The sequence below is a fragment of the Leisingera sp. M658 genome, from assembly GCF_025144145.1.
Classification (GTDB): Bacteria; Pseudomonadota; Alphaproteobacteria; order Rhodobacterales; family Rhodobacteraceae; genus Leisingera.
Window position 1 is genome coordinate 426,497 of sequence record NZ_CP083546.1, and the last position, 18,296, is coordinate 444,792.

Here is an 18,296-nt window from a genome sequence, read left to right on the forward strand (position 1 = left end):
TGCAGGCATCCTGGGCGCGAGTCGCGGCTGGGCGGACCGCAAAGGAGGTAACCGGTGGCGGAATACAGATTGATGGTGGCCCCGAACGGGGCCCGCCGCGGGCGCGGCGATCACCCTGAATTGCCGGTGACACCACAGCAGACGGCAGCGGCGGCTGCAGCCTGTTATGCGGCCGGCGCCCAGGCCCTGCATCTGCATGTGCGCGACGATGCGGGGCGTCATTCGCTGGATGCGGGCCGTTACCGCGAAGCCCTTGATGCGGTGCGGGAAAGCGCGCCGGGGATGGCGGTGCAGATCACCACCGAAAGCGCCGGTGTCTATGACACTTCTGCCCAATTCGCTTGCCTGGAGGCGTTGCGCCCTGCCGCGGCTTCGGTTTCCGTCCGGGAAATGGCACGGGACACCAGCATCGCCACGCGGGCCTATGCGCTGTGCGCAGAGGCGGGGACGCAGGTGCAGCACATCCTGTATGGTCCGGACTGCATCGCTCAGCTGCGCGTCTGGTATCAGGACGGCACCGTGCCCGGTGCGATGCGCGATGCGATCTTTGTTCTGGGCAAATACACCCCGCCGGTGCTGGCGCACCCTGACGGGCTCGCGGCCTTTCGTGACGCAGCGGCGGATCTGCGTCTCAACTGGACTGTCTGCGCCTTTGGCCGGCATGAGCACGCCTGCCTGCTGGCCGCCATCGCCGCAGGCGGGGATGCGCGAATCGGATTTGAGAATAACATCGAAACACCGGAAGGCGGGCTGCTGGCAGACAATGCAGCCTCGGTTGCCGCCTTCGTCCAGGCCGCGCGGGATGCGGGCCATCGCCTTAAGGAGTGCTGATCATGTCTCACGTCTTTCCCCGCCACACCAAGGCCGCGCTGCCCACCGCCGTGTCCGGCGAGGGCTGCTATCTGATCGATGCAGACGGCAAGCGCTATTTCGACGGCTCCGGCGGTGCCGCGGTGTCCTGCCTCGGCCATTCCGACGCTGATGTGATCAAAGCGGTGCAGGATCAGGTCGGCAAGCTGGCCTTTGCCCATACCGGCTTCCTCACCTCGGACCCTGCCGAGGAACTGGCGGATCTGCTGGTGACCCACGCGCCGGGTGATATTGACCGGGTGTATTTTGTCTCCGGCGGTTCCGAGGCGACTGAGGCGGCGATCAAACTGGCCCGCCAGTACCACCTGGAACGCGGCGAACCGCAGCGTTGCCGCATCATCGCCCGCAAGCAAAGCTACCACGGCAACACCCTTGGGGCGCTGGCCGCAGGCGGCAATGAATGGCGCCGCACCCAATTCGCACCGCTGCTGATCGACATCTCGCATATCTCGGCCTGTTACGAATATGTTGGCAGGGCTGAGGGAGAGAGCAGTTTTGACTATGGCCAGCGGGTGGCAAATGAGCTGGAGGCGGAAATCCTCCGCCTTGGCCCCGAGACCGTAATGGCCTTCATGGCGGAACCGGTGGTCGGTGCCACCTCAGGTGCGGTGCCTGCGGTTACGGGTTATTTCAAACGTATCCGCGAGATCTGCGACAAGTACGGCGTGCTATTGATCCTGGACGAGGTCATGTGCGGCATGGGCCGTACCGGCCATCTATTTGCCTGCGAGGCCGACGGCGTGGCGCCGGATATCCTGTGCATCGCCAAGGGGCTGGGCGCCGGTTATCAGCCGATTGGTGCGATGCTTTGCACCCGGCAGATTTATGAGGCGATTGAGCACGGATCCGGTTTTTTCCAGCACGGCCACACCTATATCGGCCACCCGGTGGCGACCGCTGCGGGGCTTGCCGTGGTCAAGGCGATGCTGGAGCGCGGGCTGGTGCAGCGTTGCGCCGAAATGGGAGAGAAGCTGCAGGCAGCATTGGAGGACCGTTTCGGCCAGCACCCCAACGTCGGCGATATCCGTGGGCGCGGGTTGTTCCGTGGGGTCGAGCTGGTGGCTGACCGCGAAACCAAGGAACCTTTCGATCCGGCGCTGGGTCTGGCCAAGAGCATCAAGAAGGCAGCGTTTCAGGCCGGTCTGATCTGCTATCCGATGTCCGGCACCCGCGACGGTCAGAACGGCGACCACATCCTGCTGGCCCCGCCGTTTATCATCACCGATGAACAGATCGCAGAAGTGGTGGATAAGCTGGAGGCCGCAATCACCCAGTGCCTGCCGCAAGCTTAAGCTGTTCGAAGAAAAACTAACCGCCCGTCCGCCCCCATGGGGGCGGGCGCCGCCCTCAGCGCATTTTGCTCCCGGTGTCGCCTAGCTGCTCCAGAATGCTGGCGTAGTTCTCGACCCCTTGCGCCCCAGTCACCAGATGGCGGCCATCGAACACCATCGCTGGCACGCCGCGGATGCCCTGGTTTACCCAGAACGCTGCGCGCTGGCGCACGCTGTCGGCATGTTTGCCGCTGTCCAGCGCAGCACGAGCCTCGGCACCTTCAAGGCCAAGGCTGGCGGCTGCATCCGCCAGCACTTCCAGGTCAGAGACATTCTTGCCATCCGTGAAATAAGCTGTCAGCAACGCCTGTTTCATCTCATGGCCCTTGCCGCGTTCCTCTGCCCATTCGATCAGCTGATGCGCCTGGAACGTGTTGTATATCCGCATCCCGTCAAAGAAGCGGAAGGTGAAGCCCAAGGCCTCCCCCAGTTCCGTCAGCTGCCCCCTGACCTGCGCCGATTGTTCCGCCGTGCTGCCGTATTTCGCGGCCAGATGCTCCCGCAGGTCCTCGCCTTCCGGCGCCATGTCCGGGTTCAATTCAAACGGCTGCCAGTAGATGTCGAGAACCGCTCCGGCGCGGCGGGCAGCGAAGGCCAATTGGTTGTACCCCACCGCGCACCACGGACAAACCACGTCCGAGATGATATCCACCCGGAGGGCGGGGCGGGCTTCGGAAGTTTCCATGGCGCGGGTCCTTTGATTTTCAACGTGCTGCAGGGGAGATGGGGGCGGTGCGCCTGGAAAGCAACCTGCGCGCGGCGCCCGATCTGTGCAGAACAGACCTGGCTACGGGCTCGCCGCGAAAGGATCAGCGGACTGGAGCGGTTTGGGCGTGCGGGTATCCTTGCCGGCGGCGGCCTCGCCCGGGCCGCGATTGCGCCGGCTTGCCAGGATAGCAAATTGCGTACAGCCTGAGTTCGGGCCTGACTGCAAGCCGCCCGCTTTGCCCGGCCCCGTCAAAGGAGACTGCCATGCCCCGGACCGACACGCTCCTCTCTGCCTTCCCGCGTGCAATTCTGCTGGGAGGCCCGACACCTCTGGAACGTCTCGACCGGCTGTCCGCGGAGCTGGATATCGACCTGTGGATCAAGCGCGACGACCTGACCGGTCTCAGCTTCGGCGGCAACAAGACCCGCCAGTTGGAGTTTTACATCGGTGCGGCGCGCGCGGCTGCAGCCGACACCATCCTGATCACCGGCGCGGTGCAATCGAATTTTGCCCGCACTGCCGCCGCCGCGGCTGCAAAATACGGCATGCAAGCGGTGTTGCAGCGAGAGGAGCGGGTGCCGGATATGGATCCGCTCTACCATAGTTCAGGTAATATCTTCCTGTCGGATATCCTTGGCGCCGGAGTTATGAGCTATCCGGACGGCGAGGATGAAGCCGGCGCAGATACCGCCCTGGAAGCCCGTGCCGAAGACTTGCGCGCCGAGGGCCGCAGCCCTTACATCATCCCGCTTGGCCTTGGCCATCCGCCGCTTGGCGCGCTGGGCTATGTGCAGGGCGGGGCGGAACTGGCAGCGCAGATTGGCGGTTTTGATGCCGCCGTGGTGCCGTCGGGCAGCGGAGCGACCCACGCCGGGTTTCTGACTGGAGTGCGTCTTGCGGGCATCACCGCGCCGGTCTTTGGCATCTGCGTGCGCCGTGACGCTGCGCTGCAGAAAGCGCGGTTGGAGGCCGTGGCAGATGCGCTGGCCGATCTGATGGGCATCCCGCGTCCTTTTGGCCGCGATGATATTCTCACTTGGGACGGTGCGCTTGCCCCGGGGTATGGCCGCGCCGGCCCCGCCACCTGCGCCGCATTGCAGCGCATGGCCAGGGCAGAGGGGATCCTGCTGGATCCGGTTTATTCTGCCAAGACATTCGCCGGGCTGCTTGGCCTCTTGGAGGAGGGCAGCATCCGCAAGGGCCAGAAAGTGCTGCTGCTGCACACCGGCGGGCTGCCGGCGCTGTTTGCCTATCAAAACGACCTTGGATTTGGTGGCGCGCAGGCATCATGACCGGCTGCCAATGGATATCGTGCAGGCCCTGTGATGATCTTTTGCACCGCTGTCCCCGCGGGGACACGGCGGAGTAACTACGGGCCGTGAAAAGGCCGCCGGTCATGGCAGGAGCAGAGCTGACCGGTGGATTTTGCGGTGACCTAACCCTTGCCGAGCTGGCTTGCGTCCCGCGCAATTGCTTCTATTGCGGCCCAGTTGCCAGCCTTGACCAGATCGGCCGGCGCCACCCAGCTGCCGCCGGCGCAGACCACATTAGGCAGGCTTAGATAGGTTTCTGCATTGGCGGGGCTGATGCCGCCGGTGGGGCAAAAGGAGATTTGCGGCAAGGGCGCGCCGATCGCTTTCAGCGCGGGCGCACCGCCGGAGGCTTCGGCCGGGAAAAACTTCAGCATCCCATAACCGCGCGCCAGCAGCCGCATCGCCTCGGTTGCTGTCGCGGCACCGGGTAACAGCGGCAAGCCGATGGATTCGCAGGTGTCCAGCAAGTCATCCGTCGCACCGGGGGAGACGCCGAACTGCGCGCCGGCCTCCTTGGCGGCTTCGGCGTCTTCGGGGGTGATCAGCGTGCCTGCCCCGACCACACCGCCCTTTACCTGTGCCATCTCGCGGATCACATCCAGCGCGGCACCTGTGCGCAGGGTGACCTCAAGCGCAGGCAGGCCGCCTGCCACCAGCGCTTCGGCCAGGGGACGGGCATGGGCCGCATCCTCCACCACCAGCACCGGCATCACCGGGGCCAGGGTGCAGATCCCGCATGTGCGCAGGCTGGCGTCCTGAGGGGTTATCCGCGTCATACTAAACTCCAAAAACGCTGGCGCCTTCGTCGGCCGAAGCGACCGAGCGGCGGAACAGGGAAAACAGCTCACGGCCCGTGCCGTGCTGATAGGCGCTGAGGTCGGCAGTGGCGGTATCGCGCTCCAGCACCCCTTCGGTGAGGACTTCCATCGTGCCGCGCACCGCATCCAGCCGCAGCATGTCGCCGTCCTGGAGTTTGGCAATTGGGCCGCCGTCCAGCGCTTCGGGCACCACATGGATCGCGGCGGGGATCTTGCCGGAGGCCCCGGACATCCGCCCGTCGGTGACCAGCGCCACTTTCTGGCCCTTGCCCTGCATAATACCCAGCATCGGCGTCAGGCTGTGCAGCTCCGGCATGCCGTTGGCCTTGGGTCCCTGAAAGCGCACCACAACAATCACGTCACCGGTCAGCTCGCCTGCCTTGAAGGCGGCCTTGGCTTCTTCCTGGTCATGAAAGACGCGGGCGGGGGCCTCGATCACCTGATGTTCCTTGGCCACTGCCGAGACCTTGATCACTGACGTGCCCAGGTTTCCGGTCAGCCGTTTCAACCCGCCGGTTGCCTGGAACGGTGCGTCTGCCGGGCGCAGCACCGAGTCGTTCAGGCTTTGCCCCGGACCGGGGCGGAAGGTGAGGCCGTCTTCGGACAGGAACGGCTCCATCACGTAGTTTTCCAGCCCGTCGCCTGCCACGGTTTTGGTGTCGGGGTGCAGGCAGCCGGCCTTGAGCAGTTCGCCGATCATGTAGCCCAGGCCGCCGGCCGCGTGGAAATGGTTCACGTCAGCAAGGCCGTTGGGATAGACCTTTGCCAAAAGCGGTACAGCTTCGGACAGATCTGCAAAATCCTGCCAGTCCAGCAGGATGCCGCCTGCACGGGCCATTGCGATCAGGTGGATCAGCAGATTGGTGGAACCGCCGGTGGCCATCAGCCCGACAATGCCATTGGCATAGGCTTTCTCGTCCAGCACGTGGCAGACCGGGGTGTAGTTGTTTCCCAATGCACTGAGCGACAGCGCGCGTTTGGCGCCCTCAACCGTCAGCGCCTCGCGCAGCGGCGTTCCGGGGGTGACAAAAGAGGAGCCGGGCAGGTGCAGGCCCATAAACTCCATCAGCATCTGATTGGTGTTGGCGGTGCCGTAGAAGGTGCAGGTGCCGGGGCCATGATAGGCCGCCATCTCGGCCTTCAGAAGGTCTTCGCGGGTGATCTCCCCGGACGCGAACTTCTGCCGGATCTTGGCTTTTTCATCGTTTGCCAGACCGCTGGTCATCGGACCCGCCGGCAGGAAAACCGCCGGGATGTGGCCGAACGCCTGCGCGCCGATCACCAGCCCCGGCACGATCTTGTCGCAGACGCCAAGAAATACCGCGGCGTCGAATACATTATGGCTGAGCGCTATACCTGCGGCCATGGCAATGGTGTCGCGGGAAAACAGGCTCAGCTCCATGCCGGCCTCGCCTTGGGTGACGCCGTCGCACATGGCAGGCACCCCGCCTGCCACCTGGGCGGTGCCGCCGGCCCGGCGCACAGCGTCGCGGATCAGGGCCGGGTAGGTCTCAAACGGCTGATGCGCCGACAGCATATCATTATAGGCGGTGACAATTCCCAGATGACCCTTGGCGCCCTGGGCCAGTGTCTGCTGGTCCGCCCCGGTGGCGGCATAGGCATGGGCCTGGCCGGAGCAGGACAGATGCGCCCGCGCAGGTCCCTTGCCGCGGGCAGCAGCCATCCGCTCCAGATAGGCCGAGCGGGTGGCCTCGCTGCGGGCGATGATACGGTCGGTGACGGCGGCCAGGGTGGGGTTCAGGGTCATGGGGTGCCTTTGTAGCAAACTGCGGGGGCAAAGGGGAGGGCAGTCATCTCAGGTTCCGATACTGCGCCAGCGGCGGCCGTCGCGGTGGATCAACAGCAATGAGTCATCGGGTCCCGTGCTGCCGCTGTCATAGGGCTGCGGCGCTTCGCCCGCGTCCTCCCAGCCGGCGATGATCGGGTCGGCCCAGGCCCAGGCGGCCTCAACCTCGTCGCCGCGCATGAACAGGGTCTGGTTGCCGCGGATCACATCCATGATCAGCCGCTCATAGGCGTCCTGCGGGCGGCCCGACTCCGGCAGCTCATCTGCAAATGTCATGTCCAGATTGGCCCCCGTCAGGCGCATGCCGCCCGGGCCGGGGTCCTTGATTGTGGTCTTCAGGGTAATTCCTTCGTCGGGTTGCAGACGGATCACCAGCACATTGCCATGCACGGTGCCGGACCCTTCGAAGATGTTGTGCGGCGGGTCGCGGAAATAGACGGCGATCTCGCTCACCCGCTCGCGCAGGCATTTGCCGGTGCGCAGGTAGAAAGGGATCCCGGCCCATCGCCAGTTCGCCACTTCAACCTTCAGCGCGATATAGCTTTCAGTGCGGCTGGATGGGTTGGCAGCGTGGTCACGGTAGCTGTCACTGGATTTACCGCCGTTCCGGCTCCGGTACTGGCCGCGGGCGATGCTGGATTGGGGCACCGGGCGCAGCGCCTCGATCACTTTGACCTTTTCATCGCGCACGGCGTTTGGGGTGAATTGCGCGGGCGGCTCCATCGCAGTGAGGCACAGCAGCTGCATCAGATGGTTCTGCACCATGTCCCGCATGGCGCCGGATTTATCGTAGTATTCCCCGCGCCCTTCAACGTCGATGCTCTCGGCCACGGTGATCTGCACATGGTCGATGTGCGAGGAGTTCCACAAGGGTTCAAACAATGAGTTGGCAAAGCGCAGCGCCATCAGGTTCTGCACGGTTTCCTTGCCCAGGTAATGGTCGATCCGGTAGATCTGCCGTTCCTCGAAATGGGCCCGCAGCGCGGTGTTCAGTGATTGGGCCGAAGCCAGATCATGGCCAAAGGGTTTTTCCAGCACGATGCGGCTGTCCGGTGTGGCAATCCCTGTCTCGCTGAGGCGGCGGGCAATGTCGGTGAACAGCGACGGGCCGACCGACAGGTAGAAGGCGCGCACCGCATCGTCGCGCAGTTTCCCGTGAATCACATCCCAGCCGGCATCACCGCGTGCATCCACGGCGACATAGTCCAGAAGGGCGGTGAAAGCGGCGATTTCCGCAGGCGTGGTTTCTACATCCTGTCCGAAATCGCGGATCGCATCAGCAGTCTGGGCGCGGAACTCCTCGGCTGTCAGGGCGCTGCGCGAGCTGCCGATGATGCGGCAGGCATCGCAGAACTGGCCGATCTGGAAGCGGTGGAACAGGGCCGGCAGGATCTTGCGGCGGGCCAGGTCGCCGGTCGCGCCAAACAGCACGAGGTCAAAGGGTTCAACGGGGATGACGCGGGAAACCATTGATTTTACATCGCTGTTCTACAGAGGCCAGACCATTGTGCCGCTTGGGGCGGGGCAATTCAATTGCCTCTGTTGCCATACGGCTGGTTAAAGTTGAGTTATCGCTAACATATGGGGCCGGTGAGGGCCATCCGGAAAAATACGGCGGTCAGCGCGCTTGAAAACAGGTCAGCCTTGCTGCCGGAATGTTTCGCGCGCGAAACATTGGGTCAACAGTACTGATCAAATCTTGGCCTGTCCCGGACTTCCCGCTTGAATTGACCGCCGGCTTGGGGAATTGGGACGCCATGAGCATGTTTCACTGCCCCAATTGTGCCAGCCCGGTGATCCCGGCGGCGGCCACGGTCAAGCTGACCGCTTGCGAGGCCTGCGGCACCACCCTGTTCATCGAGGATGCGCAGGCGCGGCTCGCAGGCGATGCAGGTGTCATGCATGACGCCCCGCTGCTGTTCGGCCTTGGCAGTGCCATCCGGCTGGGCGGCCACCAGTTGCAGATCCTGGGCCACGCGCGGTTTTCCTATGGGCGCGGATACTGGGACGAGTTTTGGGCGCTGGATGACAAAGGCGCCCCCTGCTGGGTCTCGGTAGATGAGGGTGACATCGTGATGCAGCGGGTGCTGCAGCGCGCTGCCTGGCCGCGGTATGACGGTTATCTACGGCTGGGGCAGCGCATTGACTATGACAGCGTGGAGTTCGCAGTTACCGAAGAAGACGATGCCGAATGCGTGGCAGTGCGCGGCAGTTTCGATCAGCCGCTGCTGGTGGGCGAGCGCTATCGCTTTGTAAACTTGCAGGGCGATGACGGCACGCTGCTGTCAGCGGAGTTTCAGGGCAGCAGCCGCGAATGGTACCGCGGCCAGTGGTTTGATCCGTTTGAGGTCGAGGTGCTGGCATGACCCGGAACGCTGAACTGAAGGCGGTCAACTGCAGCTCCTGCGGGGCAGGGCTGGATATCCTGGGCGGCGGCCGGGTGACAGTGCATATCTGCCCCTATTGCGGCACTGAACTGGACGCGTTGGACAATTACCGCGCTATTCGCAAGTTCAACGATATCAAACGCCCGATCAGCCCGTTCGCAATCGGCATGACCGGTACTCTGTTCGGTGCAGACTACACCGTGATCGGCACCCTGCAGCACGAGGAACGCTGGGGCGTGCGGACCTGGATCTGGGTGGATCACCAGCTCTATTCCCCGACCCACGGCTATGCCTGGCTGACGATTGAGGACGGCCATTTGGTTTTCACCCGCCGCTACCGCCGCCCGGTGTGGATGTCGGTGCATTGGGTGGAGCGCTCGGAACACCGGCCAAAGGTGCATACAGGATCCCGCTCGTTCCATTACTACGATACCTCGACCAGCCGGATCACCTTTGCCGAAGGGGAGTTCACCTGGTCCCCGAAAAAGGGTGAAAAGACCACGACGGTCACTGCCCTGGCTGATGACGCAATGCTGAGTTTCGCACAAACCGGAAACGAGCGTGAAGCTTGGCTGTCGCAATACTTGCCTGCCGGGGATGCGGAAACAGGATTTGGCATCCAGACCGGGTTGAAGCCGCACGGCATACATCCGTTGCAGCCCTTTAAGGCCGGGCCGAATTTCGGCTTCATAAAATGGGCCTCAGCCGCCTGTGCCGTGATTTGCTTGATCATCGGAATGAACCTGCAAGGGCGCTCTGGCGAGATTGCGCTGAAGCGGACGGTTCTGACGGCTGCTGACCTGCCGGCAGAGCTTCCCGTGATTGTCAGTGAAGCCGGCAAGCTGACACGCATCAGACTCGCAGGAAATACAAACAACAGCTGGGCTTTTGTCGGGATTGAACTGACAGACCCGGAGGATGAGCCCGTGTTCCTAGCTGGACGCACGGTTGAGTATTACCATGGGCGGGATTCCGATGGGAACTGGAGCGAAGGCGACAACAAGGCGCAGCTGACCTTCCGGCCGCTGACGGCCGGCACCTACACGCTGAGCCTGGAGGTTGAGGAAAGCGGCCACTGGACGGAGCTGAGCTACCCGCAATCCACGCAAGCACGCCTGAAAACTGCGGCACAAAACCGGCCGGCGCTCAGCAAACTTACGGTTTCAGCGGCATCCGGATTGTCATCCGGGCTTTACATGGGCTTTCTGGCCATCGCATTCGGCCTGCTGGCCGGGCAGGGTTTCCTGCGCGCCTGGTGGCACCGCAAGGCGCGCTGGCGCGGCAGCGACTGGAGCGATGAGGATTAAGCCATGAACCTGTTCCGCGTCATCTTTCTGGTCATGTCCGGCATCTCTATCGCCGGGGCGGCCTATGTCTCGTACCAGGGTTACGGCGGTGAAAGCCGCGACCTGGACACATCCATCCGCGCCGCCAGCGGCGGGCGCTATTCAAACGGCAACGTCAAATAACCGGGAGACCCCATGGAGTATTTCTCTGCCATCCAAGCCGCTGAGCTGATCAGCACCGTGTTTTATACCTTTGTCGGCGTGGCGCTGATGGGGCTGGTCTGGAAAGTGATCGACTGGATGACGCCCTTTCCGATCATGAAGGAGATCGAACAGGATCAGAACATGGCGCTGGCGGTGCTGATCGGCTTTCTGTTTCTGTCCATCTCGATCATCATTGCGGCTGTCATCCTGTCATGAGTGATGCGGCCCCGGATGCCGGAGGCGCGCGGCTGCGCGAGTTCTGGCTGCTGGCCGCGACCTTTCTGGTGGCGGTATCGGGGCTGATATACGAGCTGATCGCGGCGACGCTGTCCAGTTACCTGCTGGGAGATTCCGTGCGTCAGTTCTCGCTGGTGATCGGGGTGTTCCTGTCGGCGATGGGGCTGGGCGCCTGGCTGTCGCGCTTTGTCGGTCAGGCGATGAGCGGCTTTATCTGGGCGCAGATCGGGCTGGGGGTGGCTGGCGGTTTTATGGCGCCGGCGATTTTCTTTTCCTATGCCTGGATGGAGAGCGTTTCGGTGCCCCTGTACGGGCTGCTGGTGCTGGTTGGTGTGTTGTCAGGGATGGAGATTCCGCTGATAGCGCGGGTGCTGAAGCAGATCGGCGCGCCGGAGTTCCGGTTCGAGAACGTGCTGAGCGTGGATTATACCGGCGCGCTGGCGGCCTCGGTCGCCTTTCCGCTGCTGATCATTCCGCAGCTGGGGCTGATGTCGGCCAGCCTGAGTTTCGGGGCCTTGAACCTGGGTGTTGCCGGTCTGTCTTTATGGGTGTTCCGCGCCGATGCCAGCCGGGTGCAGGCCGCAGTCTGGGCCGTGGTTTTTGCCGCCACGCTGGCCGCCCTGTGGCAATCTGAGCGGCTGGTGTCGGTGGCCGAAGCCGATCTGTTTGAAGACGACATCATCCTGAGCGAGGCAACGCCGTATCAGCAGATCACCGTGACCCGCTACAAGGACCGGGTGCGGCTGTTTCTGGATTACTCGATCCAATTCGATACTTTGGACGAGCATCGCTATCACGAAAGCCTGGTGCACCCGGCAATGGCGCTGGCGCCGCGGCGCAAGAATGTGCTGATCCTGGGCGGCGGCGATGGCATGGCGGTGCGCGAGGTGCTGCGCTGGGACGAGGTGGAAAGTGTCACGCTGGTGGATCTTGACCCGCGGGTGACGGAGCTGTTCCGCGGTCATCCGCAGTTGTCGGGGCTGAATGGCGGGGCGCTGAAGGATTCACGTGTGACGATCCGCAATATGGACGCCTGGACGTTTGTGGAAGGTTCCGGGCAGGTGTTTGACGTGATCATAGCGGATCTGCCGGACCCCAAGAACCTGGCGCTGTCCAAGCTTTACACCCGTCAGTTTTATGGCGCCCTGATGGAACGGCTGAGCGCGCAAGGGGTGGTGGTGACCCAGGCCGGCTCGCCCTTATATGCCCGCAGCGCTTTTTGGTCGGTGGCAATGACACTGGAAGCAGCGCGCAATCCATATCGTCCGGGAGAGGGGCTGCAGGTACTGCCGTATCACGCCTATGTGCCAAGCTTTGGCGATTGGGGCTTTGTCCTGGCCACGCCGCAGGCGCCAAGGCCGCGGGAACTGACACTGCCTGCGGGGCTGAAGTTCTTGAATGCCGCTGTCTGGCAGGCGGCGCAGGTCTTTGGTGATGACACCGGGCCGGTTGAAGTGGAGATCAACTCGCTGCAATCCCATGCGCTGGCCGGGTATTATCAGGACGGCTGGGATCAGTGGTTTGAGTAAGGCCGTATCCCGGCACGGAAAACAGCTCGGGACACATCTGTTTTTGGCGGCCGGTCTGTCACGGGACCCGGGCAAGCGTTGATTTGATCAAATCTTGCCCGGACCTGTTTCAGCCGTTAAGCATATCCAGCAAAGACCAAGGCACCAACAGGGAGGAATGCCCATGACCCCGCTAGCCGGCCTTAAGGTGGTTGAACTTGCCCGTATCCTGGCCGGGCCCTGGATCGGCCAGTCGCTGGCGGATCTGGGCGCCGAAGTGGTGAAGTTGGAAAGCCCGGACGGCGACGACACCCGCAAGTGGGGGCCGCCGTTCATTGAGCGGGACGGCGACAAGACCGCCGCCTATTTTTATGCCGCCAACCGGGGCAAGGACTGTGTAATTGCTGATTTCCGGACTGAGGAGGGTAAGCAGACTGTCCTTGATCTGATCCGCGACGCCGACATTCTGATCGAGAACTTCAAGGTTGGCGGGTTGAAGAAATACGGATTGGATTACGACAGCCTGGCGCAGATCAACCCACGGCTGATCTACTGCTCCGTCACCGGTTTTGGCCAGGACGGGCCTTATGCCAAACGGGCAGGGTATGACTTTCTGCTGCAGGGGATGTCAGGGCTGATGTCGATCACCGGCGCGCAGGACGGCCAGCCGCAGAAGGTGGGGGTGGCGATCACCGATATTGTCACCGGGCTTTATGGCACCATTGGCATTCTTGCGGCAGTGGAGCAGCGCCACACAACGGGCCGCGGCCAGCATCTGGATATGTCGCTGATGGATTGCGCGACGGCCTTGCTGGCGAACCAGGCGATGAACTATCTGGCGACCGGCGACAGTCCGGTGCGGCTGGGCAATGACCATCCGAATATTGCGCCCTATCAGGTAATGGCGGTGAAGGACGGCCATGTGATCCTGGCGGTGGGCAATGACGGGCAGTTCCTGCGGCTGTGCGATGTGCTGGGGCTGGCCGAGGCCAAAGCGGATGCGCGGTTCCAGACCAACCAGCTGCGGGTTGCCAACCGCAAGGTGCTGACTGCGGTTCTGGAGGAGGTGCTGGCGGCCTGGACGCAAACGGATCTGCTGGCAGCGCTGGAGGCGGCAACGGTGCCGGCCGGGCCGATCAACACCATCGGGCAGGCCTTTGAGGATCCGCAGATCCAGCACCGGCAGATGCAGATCGCGCCGGAAGGCGTGCCAGGGGTGCGGGGGCCGTGGAAGTTCTCGGAAGCGGAACTTGCGCTGGAGAAATCGGCACCGACGCTGCCAGAGTAACCTGCAGCCCGGCGCGCAGCAGAACGGATGCAGTTATTCCTGAAAGCCTGCGCTCAGGCTCAGCGGCGGTTGTTCTCCCAGCAGACGCCGTACCTTCGGGTCAATGCGGGGGCTGGCCTCAGGGTAAGCACCTGTTGCGGCAAGCGCCTCGCGGGCCGAGGTTCTTTCGCCGATCCGCACCCAGACGGTGTTTGTGGCGAAGGGCGCCTGGCCGGGGCCTGCGGAGATCCCCAGGGTCAGCCCCTGCAAATAGGAGATCTGCTGCGGATGGGCGGGCATCAGCACTGTTTCTGACAGGTAGCCGCCGCCGCGGCGGGGCGTTTCATACATGCAGATCCGGTTGTTGCGGAGGGTGGCCATGCCGGCATAGCGGCTGCGCTGGCGAATGCTGCCGTCGCGGGCAATGGCGCGCTCAAACGTATGGGTGACGGCGCAGCCGTCCTGCGGGCGCAGCCAGATCAGCGTGCGCACGATCTGGCCGGGCCAGGTCGGGGTGCGGAAGTAACCGTGGTAGACGCCCATGAAACGGCGCAGGCGCCGGGCCTGATCGCGGAACAGGCTGCCGAATTGCAAGGCCGGGGCCGAGACCGCGGCGGCTGCGCCCCTTTGCTGGCGAAAGTCCTGATGCGGGGCAAACAACGCCTCTTCCTCCAACCCGAAGTAACGCGCGATGCGGTGCAGATTGTGGGCCGAAGGCAGGCCGTGCCCGTTGAGATACCGGTTAAACTGCTGCCGGTTCATACCGATCTCGCGGCAGACTTGGGCGATGCTGCCGGTATCGGCGCACAGCCTTCGCAAATTGCGGGAAAAATCGTCGGGCATCGGTGCGGGCTTTCACTGAATGACTGCCTGACTGCGTACACTCGCTTACATATGCGTACAACTGATCACTTTTCATTCGATGCCGGTTTGGCAAGAGTGCCGCCAAGGGGCACCGCCCGGAACTGAGACAAGGAAGACCAAATGCCCGGCGCATTCAGCATCATTGAAAACACCTGGATCACCCTGCCGGACGGGCGCAAGCTGGCGGCGCGGATGTGGATGCCCGAAGGCGAGGGGCCGTTTCCGGCAATTCTGGAGTATTTGCCCTATCGCAAGCGCGACGGCACCGCGCCCCGCGATGAAACCACGCATCCGGTTTTCGCCACCGAAGGCTATGCCTGTATCCGGGTGGATATTGCCGGCACCGGCGACAGCGAGGGCGTGTTTGACGATGAATACTCCGAGCAGGAGCTGAGCGATGGCGAGGCGGTTCTGGCCTGGATCGCGGCGCAGGACTGGTGCGATGGCAATATCGGCATGATCGGCATCAGCTGGGGCGGTTTCAACGGGTTGCAGCTGGCATTCCGCCGGCCGGAGGCATTGAAAGCGGTGGTGTCGGTGGCCTCGACCGTGGACCGGTATGCCGATGACATCCACTACATGGGCGGCTGTTTGCTGAGCGACAACGCCAACTGGGGCAGCCAGATGTTTGCCTATCAGTCGCGCCCTGCGGATCCTGAGCTGCGCCCGGACTGGCGCGCGGATTGGATCAAGCGGATCGAAGAGATGCCTTTCATGGCCGCGGACTGGCTGCGGCAGCAGACCAGGGATGGCCAGTGGAAGCATGGATCGGTCTGCGAGGACTGGTCTGCGATCCAGGCACCGGTGCTGGCGATCACTGGCTGGGCCGATGCCTATGTGAATGCGCCGCCCGCGCTGGCCGCCAATCTGACGGTGCCGGCCAAGGCGATGATCGGCCCTTGGGAGCACCGGTATGCCCATATCGCCAAGCTGGATCCGGCGGATTTCCATGGTGAGGTGCTGGCCTGGTTCGGCAAATGGCTGAAGGGCGAGGAGACCGGGGCCGAAGACCTGCCGGATTACCGCGTTTTCATGCAGGAGCATTTTAACCCGACGATGCAGAACAAGCCGCGCCGGGGCCGCTGGGTGGCAGAGGCGCAGTGGCCCTCACCCAATGTGCTGGACCGGGTGATGCATCTGGGCGCGGGCGTGCTGGCCGGAGAGGCTGCAAACGGCACGCTGGCCGTCAGCAGCCCGGCGACGGTCGGGCAGGCGTCGGGCTATTTCTGTCCGGGGATGCGGTTTGACAATGAGCTGGCGGGCGATCAGGCAGATGACGATGCGTTGTCGGCCTGTTTTGACAGCGCACCGCTGGCAGAGCCGCTGGAGCTGCTGGGCCGCCCACGGGTCAAGGTGGCGTTCAGCGTCGGCAAGCCGGTGGCGCAGCTGGTGGCGCGGCTGTGCGATGTCTCGCCTGAAGGTATCTCGCAACGGATCACCTTCCGGCCGCTGAACCTGACTTGCCGCAACGGGTTTGAGGCGCCGCAGAAACTGGTGCCGGGCGAGCGGTATGAGGCGGAGATCGAGCTGAATGAATGCGCCCACCGCCTGAAGGCGGGGCACGTGCTGCGGCTGGCGCTGTCGACGTCCTATTGGCCGATAGTCTGGCCCGCGCCGGAAGCGGCAGAAGTCACGCTGGATCTCAAAGCTTGCACGCTGGTGTTACCCGAGCGGCGGGTTTCGCAAGAGATCGAGCCGCAGAACCCCGGCGCGCCGCGTGATTATCCGCTGTTGCAGGCGGAACAGCTGCGGGGGGCTGGCGGCAGCTCCAAGACCTGGACCCGGGAGGACGGCGCGCTGGTGCTGGATACCTTTGACGATTACGGCAAGGCGGTGGATCCCTACCACGGCATGTGCGTAGGCAGCCATGTCTCCATGCACTACGAGGTGCATCCGGATGATCCGGCTACGGCTGCCTTTGCGAGCGACTGGAATTTCGAGTTCGGGCGCGGCGGCTGGCAGGTGTCGATTGATACTGAAAACAAGGTGACCTGCGACCGGGAGAATTTTCACCTCTGGCGCCGGGTGACGGCCTATGAGGGCGTAAACAGGGAGATGGTCCTGACCAAGGAGTGGCAGGAAGTGATTCCGCGCGGTGTGCTGTAATCCGGGGCGGGATGCGGGCGGATTTTCGGCAATTCGTCCGCATTTGCCTTGGATTTGACATAGTGCGTTACCGAAAACACACAGGCCTTTAACCATTTGATTGCAAATTAAACCCTCAGCGGGCTGCCGTTGCCTTGGCCGTGCCGGATCGGCCAGTATCCTGGTTAACGAGCGGTTAACAAACAGTATTGGGGGCGAGAAAGTGAAGCTTTCCGTTGTTGTGCCCTGCTACAATGAAGAAGAGTCGGTCCCCATGCTGGTGGAGCGGCTGGTGCAGGCCATTGAACCATGGGCGCAGGACGCCGAGATCATCCTGGCGGATGATGGATCCAGCGACGAAACCTGGGCAGCGATAGAGGCGGCCCATGCCAAGTACCCTGTGGTGCGCGGCATCCGCCTCTCGGCGAACCGCGGCCATCAGGTGGCGCTGACCGCGGGGCTGGAGGCTGCGCGAGGCGCGCGTGTCTTTATGCTGGACGCCGACCTGCAGGACCCGCCGGAAATCCTGCCGGACATGATGATGATGATGGATCGCGGCTATGACGTGGTCTACGGGCGCCGGGCCGAACGGCAGGGGGAGACCCTGTTCAAGAAGATCACGGCCTATGGGTTCTACCGTTTCCTGAACACGCTGTCGGATGTGGATATTCCCAAGGATACCGGCGATTTCCGTCTGGTCAGCCGCCGCGCGCTGGCGGCGGTGCTGGCAATGCCCGAGCGCGCGCGGTTCATCCGCGGCATGTTTGCCTGGGCAGGCTACAAGCAGATCGGGCTGGAATACGTGCGCGACGCGCGGGTTGCGGGCGTTACCAAATACCCGTTCCGCGCCATGCTGCGCTTTGCAACTGATGCGCTGACCGGGTTTTCCACCAAGCCGCTGAAGATGGCGACGCGGCTGGCCTTTCTGAGCCTCTATGTGACTTTCCTGATGGCGGTCTATGTGTTTCTGTCGCTGGTCCTTCACAACACCGCGCCGGGCTGGGCGTCGATGCTGCTGGCGATTTCCTTCTTCTCGGGCATTCAGCTGCTGACGCTGGGGATCATGGGGGAATACATCGGCAGGCTCTATATGGAGAGCAAGCAGCGGCCGATGTACTTCTTGTCAGAGGAGACCGGCAGTGCGGCGGTGGCTGACCCGGTGAACATCGAAACGGCCCCCCGGCACAAGGAAGCGTCGTAAGGTGGCTGTTTTGGGGGGCGATTCCGGTCAGGTTCTGCGGTTCTCGATTGTGGGCGCGACGGTCGCGGGGCTTTATGTGCTGGGCTATACCACGCTGCTGGCATCGGGGCTGGCACAGGCGTCCGCCAATGTGCTCGCCTTTGCCGCGGCTGTCGCTGTTCAATATGTACTGCAAACGGCATGGACCTTCCGCCGCCCGCTGGGCATGCCGGAACAGATGCTGCGCTTTTCCTGCACCATCGCTGCGGGATTTGCCGTCTCGGCGCTGATCACCGGCGTGATCGGTCCTGCGTTGGGCTGGGCGGATTGGCTGTCCGCCGCTGCCGTCACGGTGATCCTGCCGGTTCAGAATTTTATCATCTTCCGCCTCTGGGTGTATTCCGCGGCTGGCTGACTATCGATTGGAGCA

The 18,296-nt window shown here is 63.3% G+C and carries 17 protein-coding genes; 12 read left to right on the plus strand and 5 right to left on the minus strand.

Annotation, left to right across the window (positions count from 1 at the left end; genetic code table 11):
- Positions 1 to 54: 54 nt before the first annotated feature.
- Together K3724_RS02225 and K3724_RS02230 are read left to right on the plus strand one after the other, a co-directional pair.
- Positions 55 to 831 (plus strand): 3-keto-5-aminohexanoate cleavage protein, encoded by a 777-nt coding sequence (locus tag K3724_RS02225; RefSeq protein ID WP_259989657.1) that lies wholly within the window; start codon positions 55 to 57, stop codon positions 829 to 831.
- Positions 832 to 833: 2 nt separating this feature from the next.
- On the plus strand, positions 834 to 2,162 hold the full coding sequence (locus K3724_RS02230; RefSeq protein WP_259989659.1) for an aspartate aminotransferase family protein: 1,329 nt from the start codon (positions 834 to 836) through the stop codon (positions 2,160 to 2,162).
- Positions 2,163 to 2,217: 55 nt separating this feature from the next.
- Here the strand turns inward: K3724_RS02230 and K3724_RS02235 are convergent, their stop codons facing one another.
- Positions 2,218 to 2,886: a DsbA family oxidoreductase gene (locus K3724_RS02235; RefSeq protein ID WP_259989661.1), complete on the minus strand. Its 669-nt coding sequence runs from the start codon at positions 2,884 to 2,886 to the stop codon at positions 2,218 to 2,220.
- A 287-nt stretch (positions 2,887 to 3,173) separates the two neighbouring features.
- Between K3724_RS02235 and K3724_RS02240 the strand changes: the two genes are divergently transcribed.
- Positions 3,174 to 4,202, plus strand: coding sequence for a D-cysteine desulfhydrase family protein (locus tag K3724_RS02240; protein ID WP_259989663.1), 1,029 nt, complete (start codon positions 3,174 to 3,176; stop codon positions 4,200 to 4,202).
- Between the two features lie 143 nt (positions 4,203 to 4,345).
- On the opposite strand, the gene eda is transcribed toward K3724_RS02240, so the two are convergent.
- From eda to zwf, 3 genes are read right to left on the minus strand one after another with little or no spacing between them, the layout of a single operon-like run.
- Positions 4,346 to 4,999 (minus strand): bifunctional 4-hydroxy-2-oxoglutarate aldolase/2-dehydro-3-deoxy-phosphogluconate aldolase, encoded by a 654-nt coding sequence (gene eda / locus K3724_RS02245; RefSeq protein ID WP_259989667.1) that lies wholly within the window; start codon positions 4,997 to 4,999, stop codon positions 4,346 to 4,348.
- A 1-nt stretch (position 5,000) separates the two neighbouring features.
- Positions 5,001 to 6,809 (minus strand): phosphogluconate dehydratase, encoded by a 1,809-nt coding sequence (edd, locus tag K3724_RS02250; RefSeq protein WP_259989669.1) that lies wholly within the window; start codon positions 6,807 to 6,809, stop codon positions 5,001 to 5,003.
- A 48-nt stretch (positions 6,810 to 6,857) separates the two neighbouring features.
- Complete coding sequence (zwf, locus tag K3724_RS02255; RefSeq protein ID WP_259989671.1) at positions 6,858 to 8,318, minus strand: glucose-6-phosphate dehydrogenase; 1,461 nt, start codon at positions 8,316 to 8,318, stop codon at positions 6,858 to 6,860.
- Positions 8,319 to 8,605: 287 nt separating this feature from the next.
- Here zwf and K3724_RS02260 point away from each other — a divergent pair, with 287 nt between their 5' ends.
- From K3724_RS02260 to K3724_RS02285, 6 genes are all read left to right on the plus strand, one after another.
- Positions 8,606 to 9,214, plus strand: a complete 609-nt coding sequence (locus K3724_RS02260) for a DUF4178 domain-containing protein (protein WP_259989673.1) — start codon at positions 8,606 to 8,608, stop codon at positions 9,212 to 9,214.
- The gene (locus tag K3724_RS02265) at positions 9,211 to 10,542 is read left to right on the plus strand and encodes a DUF4178 domain-containing protein (protein WP_259989675.1); all 1,332 of its coding nucleotides are present in this window, start codon (positions 9,211 to 9,213) and stop codon (positions 10,540 to 10,542) included. The genes K3724_RS02260 and K3724_RS02265 overlap by 4 nt, the downstream gene beginning before the upstream one ends.
- 3 nt (positions 10,543 to 10,545) lie before the next feature.
- The gene (locus K3724_RS02270; RefSeq protein ID WP_259989677.1) at positions 10,546 to 10,704 is read left to right on the plus strand and encodes a hypothetical protein; all 159 of its coding nucleotides are present in this window, start codon (positions 10,546 to 10,548) and stop codon (positions 10,702 to 10,704) included.
- Positions 10,705 to 10,716: 12 nt separating this feature from the next.
- Positions 10,717 to 10,941 (plus strand): DUF350 domain-containing protein, encoded by a 225-nt coding sequence (locus K3724_RS02275; RefSeq protein WP_259989679.1) that lies wholly within the window; start codon positions 10,717 to 10,719, stop codon positions 10,939 to 10,941.
- Entirely contained in the window at positions 10,938 to 12,491 is a 1,554-nt protein-coding gene (locus K3724_RS02280) for a polyamine aminopropyltransferase (protein WP_259989681.1), read from the plus strand. Before K3724_RS02275 ends, K3724_RS02280 begins: the two co-directional genes overlap by 4 nt.
- A gap of 163 nt (positions 12,492 to 12,654) precedes the next feature.
- On the plus strand, positions 12,655 to 13,758 hold the full coding sequence (locus K3724_RS02285) for a CaiB/BaiF CoA-transferase family protein (protein WP_259989682.1): 1,104 nt from the start codon (positions 12,655 to 12,657) through the stop codon (positions 13,756 to 13,758).
- Positions 13,759 to 13,791: 33 nt separating this feature from the next.
- On the opposite strand, the gene K3724_RS02290 is transcribed toward K3724_RS02285, so the two are convergent.
- Entirely contained in the window at positions 13,792 to 14,580 is a 789-nt protein-coding gene (locus tag K3724_RS02290) for a helix-turn-helix transcriptional regulator (RefSeq protein WP_259989684.1), read from the minus strand.
- Between the two features lie 141 nt (positions 14,581 to 14,721).
- On the opposite strand from K3724_RS02290, the gene K3724_RS02295 reads away from it, so the two are divergent.
- From K3724_RS02295 to K3724_RS02305, 3 genes are all read left to right on the plus strand, one after another.
- On the plus strand, positions 14,722 to 16,707 hold the full coding sequence (locus tag K3724_RS02295) for a CocE/NonD family hydrolase (RefSeq protein ID WP_259989687.1): 1,986 nt from the start codon (positions 14,722 to 14,724) through the stop codon (positions 16,705 to 16,707).
- 202 nt (positions 16,708 to 16,909) lie between these two features.
- Positions 16,910 to 17,887, plus strand: a complete 978-nt coding sequence (locus K3724_RS02300; protein ID WP_259989689.1) for a glycosyltransferase family 2 protein — start codon at positions 16,910 to 16,912, stop codon at positions 17,885 to 17,887.
- Position 17,888: 1 nt separating this feature from the next.
- Positions 17,889 to 18,281, plus strand: a complete 393-nt coding sequence (locus K3724_RS02305; protein WP_259989691.1) for a GtrA family protein — start codon at positions 17,889 to 17,891, stop codon at positions 18,279 to 18,281.
- Positions 18,282 to 18,296: the final 15 nt, after the last annotated feature.